This window comes from Brachybacterium endophyticum (genome assembly GCF_003130585.1).
Classification (GTDB): domain Bacteria; phylum Actinomycetota; class Actinomycetes; order Actinomycetales; family Dermabacteraceae; genus Brachybacterium; species Brachybacterium endophyticum.
Genome location: NZ_QFKX01000003.1, coordinates 340895 through 359795, shown reverse-complemented (window position 1 = coordinate 359795; position 18901 = coordinate 340895). Strand labels below are relative to the sequence as shown.

17 protein-coding genes are annotated in these 18901 nt (G+C 70.5%); 4 read left to right on the top strand and 13 right to left on the bottom strand.

The window, feature by feature from the left end; translation table 11 throughout:
* Nucleotides 1-45 precede the first annotated feature (45 nt).
* A complete protein-coding gene (locus DEO23_RS10425; RefSeq protein ID WP_109275946.1) occupies nucleotides 46-1488 on the top strand; it encodes an N-acetylmuramoyl-L-alanine amidase in 1443 nt (480 codons plus the stop codon).
* A gap of 90 nt (nucleotides 1489-1578) precedes the next feature.
* Here the strand turns inward: DEO23_RS10425 and glpK are convergent, their stop codons facing one another.
* The 3 genes from glpK to DEO23_RS10410 all read right to left on the bottom strand — a co-directional run bounded on the left by glpK (nucleotide 1579) and on the right by DEO23_RS10410 (nucleotide 5766).
* The gene (glpK, locus tag DEO23_RS10420; protein ID WP_109275945.1) at nucleotides 1579-3114 is read right to left on the bottom strand and encodes a glycerol kinase GlpK; all 1536 of its coding nucleotides are present in this window, start codon (nucleotides 3112-3114) and stop codon (nucleotides 1579-1581) included.
* A 73-nt stretch (nucleotides 3115-3187) separates the two neighbouring features.
* Entirely contained in the window at nucleotides 3188-3910 is a 723-nt protein-coding gene (locus DEO23_RS10415; protein WP_109275994.1) for an MIP/aquaporin family protein, read from the bottom strand.
* 119 nt (nucleotides 3911-4029) lie between these two features.
* On the bottom strand, nucleotides 4030-5766 hold the full coding sequence (locus tag DEO23_RS10410) for a glycerol-3-phosphate dehydrogenase/oxidase (protein WP_109275944.1): 1737 nt from the start codon (nucleotides 5764-5766) through the stop codon (nucleotides 4030-4032).
* A 182-nt stretch (nucleotides 5767-5948) separates the two neighbouring features.
* Between DEO23_RS10410 and DEO23_RS10405 the strand changes: the two genes are divergently transcribed.
* Nucleotides 5949-6908 (top strand): sugar-binding transcriptional regulator, encoded by a 960-nt coding sequence (locus DEO23_RS10405; protein ID WP_109275943.1) that lies wholly within the window; start codon nucleotides 5949-5951, stop codon nucleotides 6906-6908.
* Between the two features lie 137 nt (nucleotides 6909-7045).
* Here DEO23_RS10405 and DEO23_RS10400 read toward each other — a convergent pair whose 3' ends face one another.
* The 10 genes from DEO23_RS10400 to DEO23_RS10355 all read right to left on the bottom strand — a co-directional run bounded on the left by DEO23_RS10400 (nucleotide 7046) and on the right by DEO23_RS10355 (nucleotide 16357).
* Complete coding sequence (locus DEO23_RS10400; protein ID WP_109275942.1) at nucleotides 7046-7516, bottom strand: SRPBCC family protein; 471 nt, start codon at nucleotides 7514-7516, stop codon at nucleotides 7046-7048.
* A gap of 131 nt (nucleotides 7517-7647) precedes the next feature.
* Entirely contained in the window at nucleotides 7648-9426 is a 1779-nt protein-coding gene (locus tag DEO23_RS10395; protein WP_109275941.1) for an HNH endonuclease signature motif containing protein, read from the bottom strand.
* Nucleotides 9427-9649: 223 nt separating this feature from the next.
* Nucleotides 9650-10681, bottom strand: coding sequence for an ABC transporter substrate-binding protein (locus DEO23_RS10390; RefSeq protein WP_109275940.1), 1032 nt, complete (start codon nucleotides 10679-10681; stop codon nucleotides 9650-9652).
* Between the two features lie 80 nt (nucleotides 10682-10761).
* On the bottom strand, nucleotides 10762-11427 hold the full coding sequence (locus DEO23_RS10385; protein ID WP_109275939.1) for an ABC transporter permease: 666 nt from the start codon (nucleotides 11425-11427) through the stop codon (nucleotides 10762-10764).
* Nucleotides 11424-12074, bottom strand: coding sequence for an ABC transporter permease (locus tag DEO23_RS10380; RefSeq protein WP_109275938.1), 651 nt, complete (start codon nucleotides 12072-12074; stop codon nucleotides 11424-11426). Before DEO23_RS10380 ends, DEO23_RS10385 begins: the two co-directional genes overlap by 4 nt.
* Nucleotides 12071-12901, bottom strand: coding sequence for an ABC transporter ATP-binding protein (locus tag DEO23_RS10375; protein ID WP_109275937.1), 831 nt, complete (start codon nucleotides 12899-12901; stop codon nucleotides 12071-12073). Before DEO23_RS10375 ends, DEO23_RS10380 begins: the two co-directional genes overlap by 4 nt.
* Nucleotides 12902-12995: 94 nt before the next feature.
* On the bottom strand, nucleotides 12996-13832 hold the full coding sequence (locus DEO23_RS10370; protein WP_109275936.1) for an amino acid ABC transporter permease: 837 nt from the start codon (nucleotides 13830-13832) through the stop codon (nucleotides 12996-12998).
* Nucleotides 13829-14521, bottom strand: a complete 693-nt coding sequence (locus tag DEO23_RS10365; RefSeq protein ID WP_109275935.1) for an amino acid ABC transporter permease — start codon at nucleotides 14519-14521, stop codon at nucleotides 13829-13831. Before DEO23_RS10365 ends, DEO23_RS10370 begins: the two co-directional genes overlap by 4 nt.
* A 28-nt stretch (nucleotides 14522-14549) precedes the next feature.
* Nucleotides 14550-15518, bottom strand: coding sequence for a glutamate ABC transporter substrate-binding protein (locus tag DEO23_RS10360; RefSeq protein WP_109275934.1), 969 nt, complete (start codon nucleotides 15516-15518; stop codon nucleotides 14550-14552).
* Between the two features lie 47 nt (nucleotides 15519-15565).
* Entirely contained in the window at nucleotides 15566-16357 is a 792-nt protein-coding gene (locus tag DEO23_RS10355; RefSeq protein WP_109275933.1) for an amino acid ABC transporter ATP-binding protein, read from the bottom strand.
* Nucleotides 16358-16489: 132 nt separating this feature from the next.
* Between DEO23_RS10355 and DEO23_RS10350 the strand changes: the two genes are divergently transcribed.
* Both DEO23_RS10350 and DEO23_RS10345 read left to right on the top strand, forming a co-directional pair.
* Nucleotides 16490-17809, top strand: a complete 1320-nt coding sequence (locus DEO23_RS10350) for a dicarboxylate/amino acid:cation symporter (protein WP_240613346.1) — start codon at nucleotides 16490-16492, stop codon at nucleotides 17807-17809.
* Nucleotides 17810-17867: 58 nt separating this feature from the next.
* The gene (locus tag DEO23_RS10345; protein WP_109275932.1) at nucleotides 17868-18890 is read left to right on the top strand and encodes a D-cysteine desulfhydrase family protein; all 1023 of its coding nucleotides are present in this window, start codon (nucleotides 17868-17870) and stop codon (nucleotides 18888-18890) included.
* The last annotated feature ends 11 nt before the right edge of the window (nucleotides 18891-18901 follow it).

The following is an 18901-nucleotide window of genomic DNA, read 5'->3' as shown; positions in this document are numbered from 1 at the left end:
CCGGGGGACGTGGAACACTCGTCGGCAGTCGACGAAGGAGTCTTCATGCCCACCCGTTCCCCGAACCCCTCGCAGATCGGCCGCCGGACAGCCCTGGCCGCGCTCACCGGGAGCGTGCTCGCCGCGCCGGTCGCCGCCGAGGCCGCCCCCGCCGACGGACCGGACCTCGAGGACCTGCGCGGCCGCGGGTCACGGCACCGTCATCAGCACGGTCACCATCACGGCCACGACCATGACCACCCGCGCAGGCTCGCCCCTCCTCTGGCCCCCTTCCCGCCGGACTGCCCGCAGGGCGTCTCCTGCGACGTGCAGCTCGCCGCGTACCAGCAGACCGGCGAGGACCCCCAGGACTTCTCCAACTACACCCTGGGCGGCCGGCGCGCCCGGGACATCACGAGCATCGTCGTCCACGACACCGAGGAGACCGACGAGGGCACCATCGGGATCTTCCAGGACCCCACGAGCCAGACCTCCGCCCACTACGTGATCCGCGAGGACGGGCACATCACGCAGATGGTGCGCGTGGAGGACCTGGCCTGGCACGCGGGCAACTGGACCTTCAACCAGTCCTCGATCGGCATCGAGATCATCGGCTACGCGGAGCAGGCCGCCTCCTTCACGGCGGCCCAGTACGAGGCCACGGGCGCCCTGATCTCCTACCTCTGCCGGCGTTACGGGATCCCACAGGACCGCGAGCACGTCGTCGCCCACGAGGACATCCCGGGCTCCTCGGCGGCGGGCCAGGCCGACATGCACTGGGATCCCGGTGCCTACTTCGACTGGGAGGCGCTGATGACCGCCTCCGGCATCCGCACACCGCGCGCGACCGCCCGTCGCCTGCGGGGCACCGCGACCGTCGCACCCTCGCTGCGGACCAACACCCTGAGCTTCACCAGCTGCGACGACGCGGGCGGGGCCCTGCCGGCCCACGGCTCGTCCTCGGTGCTCGTGCGCACGGAGCCCCGCGAGGACGCGCCCCTGCTGGCGGACCCGGCGCTCGGCGCCGACGATACCGCGAACGGCGGCAGCGACCGGATCTGCGACTGGGGCACGCAGCTCGCCCACGGCCAGTCCTTCGCCATCGCCGAGCAGCGAGACGGCTGGGTGGGCCTGTGGGTCGGCGGGCAGATCGGCTGGGTGGCCCGCACCGACGCCGGCGGCGCCCCGACCATCGCCAAGGGACCGCGCCGCGCGCGCCTGGTGACCGCACGCAGAGGTTCGCCCCTGCAGGTCTTCGGCTCGGCCTACCCCGCACCGGAGGCGTTCGCGGCGGTGGGCCTCGAGCCCTCGACCACGGATCCTCTCCCCTACCAGCTCACTGCGGACCAGGCCTACGTCGTCGAGGACGAGGTGCACGGGGCCTACTACTGGGGCCCGGACTTCGACGGCACCGGCGGACGGTGGGTGCGTGACCGCACGCGGTGGCTCCGCATCAGCCTGAACCACCGCTTCGTGTTCGTGCGCGAGCAGGACGTCCGCGAGATCTGAGACCCGGACAAGGACCCGGACACGAGGACGGGGCGGGGAGCCGGATCGACCGGCTCCCCGCCCCGTTGCCGTGGAGGCGGTGTCAGCTGCTCACTCGTTCGCGGCCTCGACGTCCTCGTCGACCCACTCGAAGGTCTTGGTGACGGCCTTCTTCCACAGGCGCAGCGAGCGCTCGCGGGTCTCGTCGTCCATGTCGGGCTCCCAGCGCTTGCCCTCGGACCAGTTGGCGATGACGTCCTGCTCGCCCTCCCAGAAGCCCACGGCGATGCCGGCGGCGTAGGCGGCACCGAGCGCGGTGGTCTCGATGACGCTGGGACGCACCACGGGCACCCCCAGGATGTCGGCCTGGAACTGCATGAGGGTCTCGTTCTGGACCATGCCGCCGTCGACCTTCAGCTCGGTGAGGTCGACCCCGGAGTCCGCGTTCATCGCCTCGAGCACCTCGGCGGACTGGAAGGCCGTGGACTCCAGTGCCGCCCGCGCGATGTGGTTCTTGTTGATGTAGCGGGTCATGCCCACGATCGCGCCGCGGGCGTCGGACTTCCAGTACGGCGCGAACAGCCCCGAGAACGCCGGCACGACGTAGCAGCCGCCGTTGTCGTCGACCTTCTTGGCGAGGTCCTCGATCTCCGGGGCGCTCTTGATGAGCCCCAGGTTGTCGCGGACCCACTGGACCAGCGAGCCGGTGACGGCGATCGAGCCCTCGAGGGCGTAGACCGGCTTGGCGTCGCCGATCTTGTAAGCCACCGTCGTGAGCAGCCCGTTCTCGCTGCGCACGAGCTCCTCGCCGGTGTTGATCAGCATGAAGTTGCCGGTGCCGTAGGTGTTCTTGGCCTGGCCCACCTCGAAGCAGGCCTGGCCGAACGTCGCGGCCTGCTGGTCGCCGAGGATCCCCGCGATCGGGGTGTCGATGAGCAGGTCGTTCTTGCGCCCGTACCCGTAGATCTCGGAGGAGGACTTGATCTCGGGGAGCATGGACGTCGGGATGCCCATGTCCTTCGCGATGTCCTCGTTCCAGTCCAGGGTGTCGATGTTCATCAGCATCGTGCGCGAGGCGTTGGTGACGTCGGTGACGTGCACGCCGCCGTTCTGGCCACCGGTGAGGTTCCACAGCACCCACGAGTCGGTGTTGCCGAACAGCAGGTCCCCGGCCTCGGCCTTCTCGCGCGCGCCCTCGACGTTGTCGAGGATCCACTTGATCTTCGGGCCGGAGAAGTAGGTGGCGAGGGGCAGGCCCACGCGCTCCTTGTACTTGTCGGCGCCCTCGTCGCCCCCGAGCTCGTTGCAGATCCGCTGGGTGCGGGTGTCCTGCCAGACGATCGCGTTGTACACGGGCTCGCCGTTGGTCTTGTCCCAGACCACCGCGGTCTCGCGCTGGTTGGTGATGCCGACCCCGGCGAGCTGGTGACGGTTGATCTCGGCCTGCTGCAGCGCGTCGGCGACGACCGCGCGGGTGTTGCGCCAGATCTCGACCGGATCGTGCTCGACCCAGCCGGACTTCGGGAAGATCTGCTCGTGCTCCTTCTGTCCGGAGGAGACGATCTGCCCGTCGTGATCGAAGACGATCGCGCGGGTCGAGGTGGTGCCCTGGTCGATCGCCAGGATGTACTGCGTCTGCTCAGTCATGGAAGCTCCTACAGTTTCTGTGCCGCGGTGATGATGGTGGTGGGTCCGGCGCAGGGCGTCGGCAGGTGTCCGATCAGAATCCCATGAGGACGACGAGGCCGGCGATGATCGCGCCGATCAGAGGGCCGACGATCGGGACCCAGGAGTAGCCCCAGTCCGATCCGCCCTTGCCCTTGATGGGGAGGACGGCGTGCGCGAGCCGGGGACCGAGGTCACGAGCGGGGTTGATCGCGTAGCCCGTGGGCCCGCCGAGCGAGGCGCCGATGCCGACGACCAGCAGGGCGACGGCGAGCGGTCCGAGGTCCACCGGTGTGTTGCCGAAGTTCAGGATGATGAACACGAGCACGAAGGTGCCGATGACCTCGGTGACGACGTTCCAGCCGTAGCTGCGGATGCCGGGGGCGGTCGAGAACGTGCCGAGCACGGTGGCCTGGTCCTCGGTCTGGTCGTAGTGATTGCGGTAGGCCAGCCAGACCAGCACGGCGCCCAGGAACGCGCCGATCATCTCGGCGGCGAAGTAGGTGAGCGTCGTGCCGACGGTGATCGGGATGCCCTTGGCGTACTCGTCCGCCCCCGAGACCAGCAGCCCGACGGTGACCGCCGGGTTCAGGTGCGCCCCGGTCTTGTACGCGGCCCAGACGCCGGCGAAAACACCGAGGCCCCAGCCCCAGTGGATCATTAGCGGGCCGCCGCCGTGGCCGCCCGTCTTCGCCAGGGCGTGGTTCGCGACCACGCCGCAGCCCAGCAGCGTCAGCATCGCGGTGCCCATGATCTCGTAGATCAGGATCGTTCCGATGGTTCCCATGATGTCTCCTCGTCGAGTGGGATGCCGCATCCTCGCGGCTGTCGGGAAGGTCCCGCGCGCGGCCATCGGGACCGCGCGCGGGGCAGATCGGGCGCCGGGGCCCGGAGTGGTCAGCGGGTGGGCACCTCCTGGACGGCTCCGACCGCCGCGGCGGCCTCGGCGTCGCTGTGGCTGGACTCGCCGGCCAGACGGGCGTCGATGAAAGCACGGTAGGTCTCGACCTCGCGGGCGCGGGTGCTCTCGTCCCAGCCGAGCTCGGCGGCCATCAGCTGCGAGATCTCCTCGGCGGCGCCCACACCGCGGTCGCGGACCTCGTAGTCCAGGCGCGTGCGGCGGATCAGGACGTCGGCCAGGTGCAGGGCGCCCTCGGCGCGCACCGCGTAGACGATCTCGGCGCGCAGGTAGCGCTTCGCCTGCTCGAGCGGCTCGGCGAGCGAGGGGTCCTCGTCGATCAGCGCCAGCACGTCCCGCAGCAGGGTTCCGTAGCGCATGAGCAGCCGATCGGCGCGCACGTCGTCGAAGCCGTAGGCCTTCTGGATCTCGCCCTTCTCGCGGCGGATCCCCTCGAAGCCCTGGGCGCCCAGGATCGGGATAGACGTGGTGAGGGACGGGCGCCCCGGGAAGTCCTTGGAGATCGCGAAGTCGACGACGTCCTCAGCCATCACGCGGTAGGTCGTGTACTTCCCGCCGGCGATCGCGGTGAGGCCGGGCTCGACCTCCATCACGGTGTGCTCGCGGGAGACCTTCGTGGAGGCCCCGCCGGAGTCCTTCACCGGCTGCAGCAGCGGCCGCAGGCCGGCGTACGTGCCGATCACGTCGCCGCGGGTGAGGTCCTGGCCGAGCACGGCGTTGGCGTGCTCGAGGACGTAGTCGATGTCGTCGGAGGTCGTCGCGACGTGCGCCGGGTCCTCCTTCCACGGGGTGTCCGTGGTGCCGATGACCCAGTACTCGTCCCACGGGATGATGAACAGGACGGACTTCTCGGTCTGGGTGATGATGCCGGTGTCGGGCGCGGCCGGGATCCGGTCGCGCGAGACGGTGATGTGCACGCCCTTGGAGGCGAGGACCTCCAGGCCCGTGGTGGCCTCGGCGCGGTCCTGCTCCTCGCCCGTCCAGACGCCGGCGGCCAGGATGGTCTGGGTGGCGTGGACGTCGAACTCCTCGCCGGTCTCCTCGTCGCGCATCCGGGCGCCGACCACGCGCTCCCCCTCGTGCAGGTAGGAGACCACGGAGGTGTAGCTGGTGGCGGCCGCACCGTGCTCGACGGCCGAGCGCACCAGCATCATCACGAAGCGGGCGTCGTCCTCCTGTGCGTCGTAGTACTCCAGCGCGCCGACGATCTTCTCCCCATCCAGCGCCGGGAACACGTTGAGCATCCGGCGGTGGGAGAGGTGGCGGTGGAAGGGCACCGCGCGCTTGCGACCGATGGACTGCATCGCGTCGTACAGCATCACGCCGGAGCCGATGAAGGCGCGCTCGACGACCCGCTTGAAGAAGGGGAAGACGAAGCTGATGGGCTTCACGAGATGGGGCGCGGTGCGGGTGAGCATCAGGTCGCGCTCGCGCAGCGCCTCCGCGACGAGCTTGAAGTCGAGCATCTGCAGGTAGCGCAGGCCGCCGTGCATGAGCTTGGAGGACCTCGAGGAGGTGCCGCTGGCCCAGTCGTGCGCCTCGACGACGGCGACGTCGAGGCCGCGTGCGGCCGCGTCGAAGGCCGCTCCCGCCCCGTTGACGCCGCCGCCCACGATGAGGACGTCCAGGGGATTCTCGGCGGTGGCCGCCCGCAGGCGCTCGAGGTGCTCGGCGCGGCTCGCGGCGGACAGGGTGGTGGCGTTCGGGGACGGCACGTGCGCTCCTTCGACAGCTGTGCGTCATCGCGTGGCGACGACGCCCGGTCGGTCGGGAGTCCTGGCGAGCACGGCCCCTCAGAGGGCATGCGGTCGCCCGGCCTCCTGTGGCCGGTGGAACCATGATCGGGACGATGTGCGCGCGAGGCAACCTGGCTGCACGGATGTGCAAGACTGCGAGAATGAGAGCGGATGCGCGCCGGGACGCCGCCTTCGAGGCTGCACGGATGTACTACCAGCAGGGCCAGACGATGGAGGCGATCGCCTCCCACCTGAACATCTCCCGCTCGACGGTCTCGCGGCTGCTCTCCTCCGCCCGCGAGGAGGGGATCGTGCGGGTGAGCCTGCACGCGCCGGGCGCGCGGCGGGCCGGGGATCTCCAGAAGGAGGTCGCGGAGGCTTTCGGGGTTCGGGTCCGCGTGGTCCCGTCGGCCCCGGAGGACACCGAGAGGGAGCGCCTGGACGCGGTGGCGGCGGAGGGCGCGGCGCTCGTGCAGTCGCTGCAGCAGCCCGACTCGGTGATGGGGATGGCGTGGGGGACGACGGTCGCCGCGCTCGTGGAGGCGGCCGAGGTGCGCCCGGTGCCGGGCCTGGCGATCGTGCAGCTGAACGGCGCGATCAATCCGCAGGGATCGGGGCTGGGCTACGTCTCCTCGGTGCTCGCGCAGGCGGCCTCGTCGTGGGGCGCGGACGTCCATCTGTTCCCGGTGCCGGCGTTCTTCGACCATCCCGAGACGCGCGAGGCTCTGTGGCGCGAGCGTTCGGTGCGCCAGGTGCTCGCTCTGCAGTCGCGGTGCCGGCTCGCGGTGTTCGGGGTGGGCGCCTTCGACGCGGAGGTTCCCAGCCACGTCTACACCAGCGGCTACCTCTCGGCGCGCGACGTGCACGACCTGCGCTCGGACGGGGTGGTCGGGGACGTGTGCACGACGTTCCTGCGGTCCGACGGCAGCTGGGAGGACGTGCCGCTGAATGCGCGAGGGACCGGCCCGACGCCGGCGGACCTGGCTCGCATCCCCCGACGCGTGCTCGTGGCGGCGGGCCCGAGGAAGGCTGCGCCGCTGCGGGCGGCCTTGCTGGCCGGATGCGCGACCGACGTGGTGATGGACGAGGTGACGGCGACGCGGCTGACGCATCTGGGGTGAGGCGGGGCCGGGCGGGGAGGCGGGGAGGCGGTGAGGCGGGGAGGCGGTGAGGCGATCCCGGACAGAGAACCGCCCGGGCGGCGCTTTCGCCACCCGGGCGGGTCCGGAGGATCAGGAGTCGGGGCTCCCGGCGCCGATCAGCTGCCGGCGACGGCTCCCGCGAGATCCTTCAGGGACTGCTCCAGCTGCTCCTCCGAGACGAGCGGGAAGATGTGCAGCAGGTCCTTGTCGGTCACGTCCGACCAGTCGTAGGTCAGGGTGACGCGGGTCGAGTCCGAGCCCTCGGGCTCGAGGGTGTAGAGCCACTCCCAGCCCTTGGGGTCGTCCTTGGCGTCCTCGTTGGCGGGCTTCCACCCGATCATCTTGCCGTCGTCGAAAGCGGTGACGTGGTTGTACATCTTGTACTCCCCGCCCATGTGTTCGCCCTCCATGTTCATGACGAACTGCTCGCCGACCTTGGTGATGCGCTCGGTGTCCTCGGCGTTTCGCACGAAGCCCGAACCGTCGAACTCGTGGTGGCGGGCCGGCAGCGAGAGGATCGCGAAGATCTCCTTGGGGGCGGCGTCGATGATGCGGCTGACAGAGATGCTGGTCTCGTTCGTAGTCATGCCCCCACCGTGCCACCATCCGCTGGGGATGTCACGGGAGGTCGCAGACCAGGGCGCGCAGACCGGGGCACCCGGGTCCGGGCGCGCCGAAGCGCCCGGTGGTGTGCACGCGGGTGAGGTGAGGGGCGGTCTCAGAACGGCGGCGGCCCGGAGCTGCCCGGACGCAGCGGCATGAGGGGACGCGGTCCTTCGTGGTCGGCGCGGAATTCGGCGGTCTCACGCCAGGACCTCTCCGGGGAGACGATCCGTGGACCGGGCCGGGGCGCGAAGGACGGCGCCGGTTGGCCTGCCGGGGACGGGACCGGCGGCGACGTCGGCGGATCCGCGGCGTGACGGTCGGTGTGTTCGGCGCGGGAGCGCTCGAGGGAGTCCCACACGGAGGTGAGCTCGGCGACGGTCTCGACGGTGAGCAGGTCGGTGTCGTCCTCGCGGAAGATCTGCACCCGCTCCTGGATGTCCCAGAGCGTGCCCCGCCTGCCCGTGGGAGACCTGTCGGCGTCGATGCGGGTGGGGTCCAGCAGGCCGGAGGTCTTCATCGCGTGGTGGAACCAGCACAGCAGGTGGAGGTTCTCGATCTCCGTCCGGCCGCCCGCGGCGGGATCGGCGTGGTCGTACTCGATGATGTGGTCGGCCTCGGAGGCGATCGAGGAGCTCCGGGTGCAGCCCGGGACGGCGCAGGTCCGGCCGCGCAGGCGCACGTGTTCGAGCATCGCGTCCGTGGGTCGGTAGCGCTGGGCGGGGCAGGGCAGGAACTCGCTGCTCGAGGGGTCGGTCAGCACACGGAACCAGTCCTTCTCAGCGCCCGCGATCTCCCGTGCCATCGCAGCTGGGATCGGGGTCCCGTCCTCCAGCATCCCCGGCGCGTCGTCCCCGCCTGCGAGGGTCAGGAACGGCACCAGCACGTTCAACCGGAACCGGGCCTCGGGCACGGTGACACCATCGGTGTCGAGAGAGGCCGCGTGGGCGAGGTGGTAGCGGATCAGGGCGAGGGAGAGAGGCATGCCCTCACGCTCGACCTGGCCGTCCGGATCCAGGGGGATCCCGGTGCCCTCGCGCAGCGCATGGCGCTGCGCGTCCTGGACTGCTCGCGCCGCCTGGTCGAAGCGCCCGGCGAGCGCCATGATCTCCGGGGCCGGACCGATGATCCGCAGGCACGCGGTTCCGGCGCTGCGCCCGGGATCCACCACCATCCTGCGACGCGACTCCGGGTCGAGGGAGGCCGGCTCGGGCTGAGCCCCCTCGATCATGGCGAGCAGGGCGTTCAGCTCACGCGTGAACCGCTCGGGGGTGATGCCCAGGGTCCACGAGGAGACCGTCACGTCCACCAGCAGCATCTCCGCGTCGGTGAAGCGGCGCGTCCGCTCGAGGAGCGTGCGGAACCACGCCGCGGGGAACTCGCCCGTCTCGAGGGCCTGCAGACAGCGGGGCAGGAGATCGACCGCTCGATGGGCCTCTCGGATCGCCGCCCCAGCCTGGGTGCGCGTGCAGCGCAGAGCGACGGCGACCGTGAGGTCCTCCGCCTCCACCACGTGGGGATCCGTACCGCCGGCCTCACGGTCCAGCCAGGAGGGCGCGAGCAGGAGAAGGCGCCGGGCGAGGTCGCTCGCCTCCTGGGCACCGTCGTCCCAGAGGGCGTGCACCCGCTCCGTGAGCTGCACATCGGGACGCGGGGAGATCCGGCGAGCGGCGACGTCCCTGCACACAGGGCGCGGGGTGTCGACGCTGCGCAGCGGTCGCACGCCCTGGGGCGCAGGTGCCGGATCGCGGGAGCAGTCGTGGGCGTGGAGGTCCTCGAGGACGCGAGGGGACATCTGCTCGAGCTCATCGAGGATCGCGAAGACGCCGGGGCGGGAGACGTCGGCGGGCACGTCGAGGACGCCCTGCGCCGTCGGCAGTTCCGTCGTGCCCATGTCCCCCCACCTCCCCTGCTCTGCGCCCGCGAATCGGAGTATCCGCGCTGGTCACGCGAGATATCTCGAGTCTAGTCAGCGCGACGATGCGCGGACAGAGCAGGCATGGGAATGTGGATAACGCAGGTGTGGGGCGGACGATCGCAAGTGGTGGACGGGGCGGGGCCGCGGGGCCGTCGGCCGCCGACCGCCGGGCCGCCGCCCCGCCCTACGCCCTACGCCCTCACTTCAGCAGCTTCTTCTTCTCCAGCCAGTCCTTCGCGATGGTCTTCGAATCGGTCTTGTCGTCGACGCTCCGGGTGTTGAGCTTGATGAGCTCCTCAGTGGTGAGCGCGTCGGTGACCTTCTTGATCGCGGCGGCGCCCTTGTCGTCGACCTTCTCCGAGACGATCGGGACCACGTTCTCGGGCAGCACCATCACCTTCGGGTCCTCGAGGACCACCAGGTCGTTCTTCACGATCGAGGGGTCGGCGGTGTAGATGTCGGCGATCTGGACCTTGCCGTCCATCAGCGCCTTCAGGGTGAGCGGCCCGCCGGAGTCGGAGACCGGCACGACGCTGATGTCCACGTCGTACTGGCTCTTGGCTCCCTTGGGTCCGTAGGGCCGTTCCTCGAACTCCGGGTTCGCGGCGATCTTCAGGTCCTTCTGCCCCGCCAGGTCGCCGATCTCCTTCAGGGAGTTCTGCGAGGCGAACTCCTGGGTCGTCGAGTAGGAGTCCTGGTCGGTGGCCTTCGCGTAGGGCAGGGCCCGCAGTCCGTCGGGAAGGGCCGAGGAGAGCCCCTCGGCGAGATCCTCGGCGGTGCCCTTCGCGGCCTTCTCGTCGAGGTACTGCAGCAGGTTCCCCAGGTACTCGGGCATCACGTCGAGCGAGCCCTTCTTCAGCTCGGGGACGTACACCTCGCGCTGGCCGATCTGGTACTGACGCTCGACCTTCGCGCCGGCGCTCTCGAGGGCCTGGGCGAACAGCTCCGCGATGATCTCGTTGGAGTAGTACTGCTGCGAGCCGACGACGATCGCGCCGCTCTTGCCACCACCGTCGGACGCGGAGGAGTCGCCTCCCTTCGCGGACTCGGAGTCCTTCGCCAGCGGGTCCTCGTTCGAGCAGGCGGCGACGCCGGCGGCGATGATCCCGACCCCGGCGGCCGAGGCGAGGGAGCGGCGGCCGATGACGGCGCCCTGGAAGAGGCCCCGATCGCGATCCTGCTCGTGGTCGGGTCCCTGGGAAGCAGTCGGTGTGGTGCGTCGGCGGATCATCGTGGGCTCCTCGTAAGGGTGGTGCGGAATGGTTCTAGGGCTGTGGGGCTGTGGGGCGGTGGTGTTGCGGGACCGAGGGCTCAGACGCGGGCGGCGCCGCGCGGGGAGATGCCCCTCTCGAGCAGACGCAGCAGCACGTCGAGCACGAGCGCGAGGGCCACCACCAGGATCGATCCGCCGAGCATCTGCGGGTAGTCCTGGAGGTTGAGGCCCAGGAAGATGAAGCGGCCCAGGCCCCCGTTGCCGATGTAGGAGGCGAGCATGACGGTCGCGACGACCTGGACCACCGCGAGGCGCAGACCGGAGATCAGCAGGGGCATGCCCAGCGGCACCTCGACGCGGGTGAGGATCTGCCACTCGGTCATCCCCTGCGCACGGGCGGCGTCCACGGTGTCGGGATCCACGGACTCGCAGGCCGAGTAGGCGCCGGCCAGCAGCGAGGGGATCGCGAGCACGACGAAGGCGAGGATCGGCGCCGTCAGCCCGATGCCGAACCAGAGCCCGAACAGGGTGACCAGGCCCAGGGTGGGCAGGGCGCGGGCGGCACCGCTGATCGCGACGGTGAGGCCGCGGGCGCGATGGCTGTGGCCGACGTACAGGCCGACGGGCACGGCGATCAGCGCGGCGATCGCGACCCCGAGCGCGGTGTACCAGAGGTGCTCGGCCAGACGCACGGGGATGCCGCCGGGACCGGACCAGCGGGTGGGATCGCCGATCCAGGCGAAGGCTTCGAGGAGCTGGCTCATCGTCCGCCTCCCGTCCGCGAGTGCGCCCACGGCAGCAGCAGCCTGCCCCCGAGCACGATCAGCAGGTCCAGGGCCACGGCGAGCGCGGCCGTCAGCACGATGCCGCTGAGGATCTCGGCGGTGATGTTGCGCTGGAAGCCATCGACGAACAGCATGCCCAGGCTCGGCACGCCCAGCACACCGCCGACGGTCACCAGCGAGACCGTGCTGACGGCGACGACGCGCAGCCCGGCGACCAGGGCCGGCCCCGCGAGCGGCAGCTCGACGCTCCAGAAGCGGGCGAAGGGCGCGTACCCCTGGGCCGTGGCCGACTGCAGGGTCGAGCCGGACACGGAGCGCAGGGCCTCGGAGGCGCTGGGCACCATCAGGGCGAGGCCGTAGATGGTCAGCGCCACGATGATGTTCACGCTCGAGCGGATCCCGGTGCCCAGCACGATCGGCAGCACGATGAACAGGGGCAGCGAGGGGACCGCGTACAGCAGCCCCGCGCCGGCGGTCAGGCCGCCGCGCAGCCAGCCGCGGGAGTTCGCGAGCTTCGCGATCGGGATGGCGAGCACGAAGGCGAGGACGATCGGCGGGAGCGCCTGCCCGAGATGGGCGAGGAGCCGCTCCCCCAGCAGCCCCAGGTTCGCCAGGATCCAGGTCACGAGCGCGACTCCGGCGCCGCGTGCAGCACGCCCGTCGGCCGGCCGCTCTCGTCGACCACGACCTGACGGCCGTCGACCTCCTCGAGGTGCAGGGCGCGCTTGCCGCGGCCGCTGCCCACGAAGGTCTCGACGAAGTCGTCGGCCGGGTCGGCGAGGATCTGGGAGGGAGTGCCCTCCTGGGCGACGACGCCGCCCGGCTTCAGGATCACGACCTTCTCGCCGAGCAGGAAGGCCTCGTCGATGTCGTGGGTGACGAACAGGATGGTCTTGCCCAGCTCGCTCTGCAGCCGCAGCAGCTCCTTCTGGAGCTCGGCGCGGACGATCGGGTCGACGGCGCCGAAGGGCTCGTCCATCAGCAGGATGTTCGGGTCGGCCGCGAGGGCGCGGGCCACGCCCACCCGCTGCTGCTGACCGCCGGAAAGCTGGGAGGGGTAGCGGTCGCCCAGCTTGTGGTCCAGGCCCACCATCTCCAGCAGGGCGAGCGCCCGCGAGCGGGAACGGCGGCGGGAGACGCCCTCGAGGTGCGGGACGGTCGCCACGTTCTCGGCGACCGTGCGGTGCGGGAGCAGGCCCGAGGCCTGCATGACGTAGCCGATGCGGCGGCGCAGCTTCACCGGGTCCATGGCCGCCACGTCCTCGTCGTCGATGAGCACGCGGCCCGAGGTCGGGTCGACCATGCGGTTGACCATCCGCATCAGGGTGGTCTTGCCGGAGCCGCTGGTGCCCACGAGCACGACGCTCGCGTGCGAGTCAACGGTCAAGGAGAAGTCCTCGACCGCGGTCGTTCCGTCGGGATAGGTCTTCCCGACGTGGTCGAAACGGATCACGGCCGCCTCCCTGCAGGGGCATCGTCGTACAGATGTTCGAAATGTCCGTCCGAGACTACGCCATCGAGGCCCGTGGTGGGCGGGACACGGCCGGTCACCGTCGGCCGCTGCCCTCGGCCGCACGGCGGTGCATGCGGACGTCGAGCAGACCGGCGAGCTTGGTCAGCAGGAAGTTCAGGACGATGTAGATCACCGAGACCACGAGGTAGGTCTGCACCAGGAAGCGGGTGATCGAGACCATCGTCTTGCCCTGGAACTGCAGCTCGTTGAAGCTCACCACGTACCCCAGGGTCGAGTCCTTCAGCAGGCTCACCAGGGCCAGGATCAGGCTGGGCAGCACCAGGCGCACGGCCTGCGGGAGGATCACGTAGCGCATCGTCTGCCCGTGGGTGAGCCCCACGGCGGCCGAGGCCTCGTTCTGCCCGCGGTCCACGGCGCCGATGCCCGCACGGAAGACCTCGGCGGTGGTCGCGGAGCTGACCAGGATCATCGGGATGACGAGCATCCAGAACCGCGGGAAGGTGACCCCGTAGGCGGGCAGCGCCAGCAGGAACGCGTAGACGACCAGCAGCATCGGGATGCCGCGGAAGAACTCGATCCAGACGGCCGCGACCGTGCTCAGCGCGCGCAGGCGCGAGATCCGGCCGAGCGCGAGGACGAGGCCGAAGGGGAAGGCGATGACGGCCGCGACCGCGGTCGCCTCGAGGGTGCCCGCGAGGCCCTTGCCCAGGAACGCGAGGTAGTCGCGCCGCAGGTAGGGGATCCACTTGTCGGCCGCGAGCTGGCCGTTGCGCTGGAACTGCCACAGGCCCGCCCCGATCAGAGCGAGGATCAGCAGGACCGAGAGGACGGACAGCAGCAGGATGCGGCGCCTGCCACGGGGGCCGGGTGCGTCGAAGAGGACCTGGGTGGCGGTGGTGTTCGCGCTCATGCCGGCGCCACCCCCGTCCGACTGCCCGCCGTGCGCGGGGAGCGGCCGCCCCCGGGCGAGACCGCTCGCTCCACACGCCGACCGGCGTAGGCCACGCCGAGCGAGAGCGCGAGGTAGAGGGCCCCGGCGACCACGAACAGCAGCACCGCCTGGGCGGAGGCGATGTTCAGCTGCTGGGTGACGTAGGTGATCTCGACGACCGAGATCGCCGCGCACAGCGAGGAACCGATGACGGTCGCGATGAACACGTTCACCAGCGGCTGGACCATGGTGCGGAAGGCCTGCGGGAGCACCACGTGGCGCAGCACGCCGAAGAAGCCCAGCCCGATCGAGCGCGCGGCCTCGGCATGGCCGATCGGGACCGTGTTGATGCCCGAGCGCACGTTCTCGCACACGAAGGCTGCCCCCGACAGGGTCAGCCCCAGCACCCCGCACCAGAAGTAGGGCAGCAGAAGGCCCGCGTCCGGCAGGCCGAAGGCCAGCAGGACCAGCAGGCTCAGCAGCGGGATGTTGCGGAAGATCTCGACGTACACGGTGGCCGCCCAGCGCAGGGGCGGGATCGGGCTGACCCGGCACACCGCCAGCACGGTGCCCAGGACCAGCGCGAAGCCGTAGCCCAGCACCGTCAGCGCGACGGTGGTGCCGATCCCCTGCAGCAGCAGGGGCCAGTTGTCCAGGATGACCTGCATCGGTGCGACTCCTCCCCCGGGCCGTGGATCAGTTCGGCATCTCGCCGATGGTCGGCGGGTCCGGCGTCTCGTCCTCCGTGACCTGGCCGACGGTGGCCTCGTAGAGCTTCTTCCAGGTGCCGTCGTCCTCGATCTTCTTCAGGAAGCCGTTGACGAAGTCGAGGGCGTCGGAGCCCTTCTTCAGCCCGATCCCGTAGGGGTCCTCGGTGAACGGCTTGCCGACCACGGTGACCTCGGGGTCGGCCTTGGAGTTGCCCAGCAGCACGCCCTGGTCGAGCACGTAGGCGTCCACGCGCTTCTGCTTGAGGGCCGCGACGCAGGACTCGTTGTCGGCGAGGGTCTGCGGCTTCCCGTCGGGGTCCTTCACGTACTTCTCGATGGCCTGGATGCCCGTCGAGTTGGACTGGGTGACGAGCTTCTTGCCGGTGAGGTCCTTGGGACCCGTGATGGTGTCCTTCTCCTCGGTGCGCACCTGGATCGCGGTGCCCGAGAGGTAGTACGGGCCGCCGAAGTCGATCTTGTCGAGGCGCTCGGGGGTGATCGAGTAGGTCGCGATCACGCAGTCCACGGTGCCGTTCTGGACCATCTTCTCGCGGGTGTCGACCGTGGTGTCGACGTAGTCGACCTTCTCCTCCCCGCCCTTGCCCAGGATGTAGCGGGCCAGCAGCTGGGTGATGCCGGCATCGAAGCCGGTGACCTTCTTCGAGGTGGGGTCCACGAGGGAGAACACCTGGTTGGCCGTGGTGCCGCCGCGCGAGAGCTTGCCGGCCTTCTTGATCGCCGCGGCCCACTCGTTCTTCTCGACGTCGGCGTCCTCGGCGACGGGCCCGCCCGCGACGGCCTCGTCGTACGCCTTGGTCGCCGGGTCGTCCTTCTTGTCCAGCGACGGGGCGTCGCCGGTGTCCGAGGAGCAGGCGGCGAGCGCCGCACCGAGCGGGAGGGCTGCCGCGGCGGCGACGACGCTGCGTCGGCCGGGCCGGAAGCTGCTGGTGGTCATGGGGAACTCCTTCGGTCGGCGGGGATGGGGCGGGGAGCCGCGCGCGATCAGTGCGGCAGGATCTTGGAGAGGAAGTCCTTGGCGCGCTGGGACTCCGGGGCGGTGAAGAACTGCTCGGGCTCGCCCTGCTCGACGATCTCGCCGTCGTCCATGAACACCACGCGGTCGCACACGCGGCGGGCGAAGCCCATCTCGTGGGTGACCACGAGCATCGTCATCCCCGCCTCGGCGAGCTCGGTCATCACGTCCAGCACCTCGTTGATGACCTCGGGGTCCAGGGCCGACGTGGGCTCGTCGAACAGCATCGCCTTGGGCTTCATCGCAAGGGCGCGGGCGATCGCCACCCGCTGCTGCTGACCGCCCGAGAGCGCGGTGGGCAGGCTGTGCTCCTTGCCCTCGAGCCCCACGCGGGCGAGCAGCCCCATCGCCTCCTTCGTGGCCTCGGCCTTGGGGACGCCGCGGACCTTCGTGGGCCCCAGCGTCACGTTCTCGACGGCCCGCAGGTGCGGGAAGAGGTTGAAGGACTGGAAGACCATGCCCACGTCGCTGCGCAGACGGGCGAGCTCGCGCCCCTCCTCGGGCAGCGGCTCCCCGTCGATGAGGATCTCGCCGGCGCTGATGGTCTCCAGGCGGTTGATGCATCGGCACAGCGTGGACTTCCCGGAGCCGGACGCACCGATCAGGGCGACGACCTCGCCGCGGTGGATGTCCAGGTCGATGTCCTTCAGGGCCTGGAAGTCCCCGAAGTGCTTGTCGATGCCGCGCACGGAGATCACGGGCTCGGCCCGCTCGGCGTCGGCGCTCGTGGCCGACGAGGTGTCCTGGGTGTGCTCGGTCATACCGGGAAGCATTCCCTGATCCGGGCGTTCTGTCCACGCGACGCGCAGCAGGGGCGGGCACGGCCCGTCGGGGCACGGGTGGGGGTACGGTGCCGAGGACCCGACCCTCCTCCGTCCGGAAGGACGCCCGTCGTGCCCGATCCCGCCTCCCAGACCGGATCCGCATCCCCCTCGCAGCGGACCCCGTCCCGCGCCCGGCGACTGCTGCGCGCCTACCGCTTCCCCCTCGCGATCCTCACCGGTGTCGTCATCGGCGCGATCGTCGGCCTGGTGCTGGGCGATCGCGCGACGGTCATCAAGCCCTTCGGCACCCTGTTCATCAACATGATGTTCACGCTCGTGGTGCCGCTGGTGTTCTTCTCGATCGCCTCGGCGGTGGCGGGGATGTCCTCGGCCAAGCGGCTGGGGAAGATCATGGGCGCGATGCTCGGGATCTTCGCGGCCACCGGGATCCTCGCCTCCCTGATCATGATCGCGGCCCTCGGGTTCTTCCACGCGACCGACGGGATCCGCATCGCCCTCGAGGAGCCCGACTCGGTCGAGGACGTCGGGTCGATCGGCGATCAGCTGGTGGGGACCTTCGTGGTCGACGACTTCTCGAAGATCCTCTCCAGCGAGCACATGCTGGCCCTGATCGTCTTCGCCGTGATCGTCGGCGCCGCGACCAGCAGCATCGGGGAGAAGGGGGAGCCGTTCTCCCGGTTCCTCACCTCGGGCACCGAGGTCTTCCTGCGCTTCACCTCGATCATCATGTACTACGCGCCCATCGGCCTGGGGGCCTACTTCGCGGCCCTGATCGGTGAGCTCGGCGCGCAGCTGGTGGGCGACTACATCCGGGCCTTCCTCGTCTACTACCCGGTCGCGATCCTCTACTTCCTGTTCGCCTTCACGCTCTACGCCTTCCTGGCCGGCGGCCGGCGCGGCGTGCGCCGGTTCTGGACCAACGCGATCGAGCCGACGGCGGTGTCGCTGGGCACCTCCTCCTCGGTGGCCGCGATCCCCGCGAACCTTCGGGCCGGCGAGAAGATCGGGGTGCCGCGCGACATCCGCGAGACCATCATCCCGATCGGCGCGACCATCCACATGGAGGGCTCCTCGCTCAGCGCGATCCTCAAGATTGCCTTCCTGTTCGCGGTGTTCCAGCGGGACTTCTTCACCCCCGGCAACGTGCTGATCGGGATCGGCGTCGCCCTGCTCTCGGGCATGGTGATGGCGGGGATCCCCTCGGGCGGGTTCATCGGCGAGCTGATGATCATCACCCTCTACGGCTTCCCCACCTCCGCGCTGCCGATCGTCCAGATCATCGGCACCGTCATCGACCCGCCCGCGACCACCGTCAACTCCGTGGGCGACCAGGCCAGCAGCATGCTCGTGGCCCGTACGCTCGACGGGAAGGACTGGATGGACAGGGCCGACGAGGAGAGCGCCGACGTGGAACCGGCCGCCGCGTGAGGGGTCCTCCTCCCACCCGCCCCGTCACCACGGCCATCCCGAGACCCGAGGACATCCCATGGACCTCTCGACATTCCCCCGCCGCCGGTACACCGACGGGCCGACCCGCCTGCAGCACCTCCCGCGCCTGAGCGCGGAGCTGGGCGGGCCGGACATCTGGCTCAAGCGCGACGACGAGCTGGGGCTGACGCTGGGCGGGAACAAGACCCGCAAGCTCGAGTTCCTGGTCGCCGAGGCTCTCGATCAGGGCGCCGACACCCTGATCACCGCGGGCGGCGTCCAGTCCAACCACTGCCGCCTCACCCTCGCCGCGGCGCGGGCGGAGGGTCTGCAGTGCCACCTCGTCCTCGAGGAGGACCTCGGGCCCGATGGTCACCCCGTCCCCGGGGGCACGGGCGCGAACCCGCCCCAGCACACCGGCAACCACCTGCTGTTCGACCTGCTCGGCGCGGACTCGGTGGAGGCCCTCCCCCACGGCGCCGACCTGCCCGCACGGATGCAGGAGCTCTCCGAGGAGCTCACGGCGCAGGGCCGCACGCCCGTCGTGATCCCCATCGGCGGCTCGAACGCGACCGGGGCGCTGGGCTACGTCGACGCGGCCGACGAGCTGCTGGACCAGTTCGCCGAGCAGAGCCTGGACGTCACGGCGATCGTGGTGCCGAGCGGATCGACGGGCATGCAGGCCGGCCTGATCACCGGACTGCACGCCGCGGGCAGCAGCACGCGCGTCCTCGGCATCAACGTCAGCCGCTCACGCGCGGAGCAGGAGCCGAAGATCCGCGGCCTCGTCGACGCGCTGGCCACGCGCCTCGACCTCCCACCCGTCCCGGCCGCCGCCACGGTGGGCCTGGGCGACTACGTCGGCCCCGGCTATGCCCTGCCCACCGAGGGGATGGTCGAGGCACTGCGCCTGCTGGGTCGCACGGAGGGCGTGGTCCTCGACCCCGTCTACACGGGCAAGGCCGCCGCAGGACTCATCGACCTGGTCCGGCAGGGCGAGTTCTCTGCCGACGACACCGTGGTGCTGATGCACTCCGGCGGCGTGCCGGGACTGTTCGCCCGCACCGACGCCTTCACCTGAGCGCACCCGAT

What these genes read in the sequence shown, in the direction of transcription:
- DEO23_RS10385 (WP_109275939.1), bottom strand. Translation starts at nt 11,427, where the DNA reads ATGAGCCAGCTCCTCGAAGCCTTCGCCTGGATCGGCGATCCCACCCGC.
- DEO23_RS10400 (WP_109275942.1), bottom strand. Translation starts at nt 7,516, where the DNA reads ATGACTACGAACGAGACCAGCATCTCTGTCAGCCGCATCATCGACGCC.
- DEO23_RS10355 (WP_109275933.1), bottom strand. Translation starts at nt 16,357, where the DNA reads ATGACCGAGCACACCCAGGACACCTCGTCGGCCACGAGCGCCGACGCC.
- DEO23_RS10345 (WP_109275932.1), top strand. Translation starts at nt 17,868, where the DNA reads ATGGACCTCTCGACATTCCCCCGCCGCCGGTACACCGACGGGCCGACC.
- DEO23_RS10390 (WP_109275940.1), bottom strand. Translation starts at nt 10,681, where the DNA reads ATGATCCGCCGACGCACCACACCGACTGCTTCCCAGGGACCCGACCAC.
- DEO23_RS10405 (WP_109275943.1), top strand. Translation starts at nt 5,949, where the DNA reads ATGAGAGCGGATGCGCGCCGGGACGCCGCCTTCGAGGCTGCACGGATG.
- DEO23_RS10425 (WP_109275946.1), top strand. Translation starts at nt 46, where the DNA reads ATGCCCACCCGTTCCCCGAACCCCTCGCAGATCGGCCGCCGGACAGCC.
- DEO23_RS10365 (WP_109275935.1), bottom strand. Translation starts at nt 14,521, where the DNA reads ATGCAGGTCATCCTGGACAACTGGCCCCTGCTGCTGCAGGGGATCGGC.
- DEO23_RS10370 (WP_109275936.1), bottom strand. Translation starts at nt 13,832, where the DNA reads ATGAGCGCGAACACCACCGCCACCCAGGTCCTCTTCGACGCACCCGGC.
- DEO23_RS10395 (WP_109275941.1), bottom strand. Translation starts at nt 9,426, where the DNA reads ATGGGCACGACGGAACTGCCGACGGCGCAGGGCGTCCTCGACGTGCCC.
- glpK (WP_109275945.1), bottom strand. Translation starts at nt 3,114, where the DNA reads ATGACTGAGCAGACGCAGTACATCCTGGCGATCGACCAGGGCACCACC.
- DEO23_RS10360 (WP_109275934.1), bottom strand. Translation starts at nt 15,518, where the DNA reads ATGACCACCAGCAGCTTCCGGCCCGGCCGACGCAGCGTCGTCGCCGCC.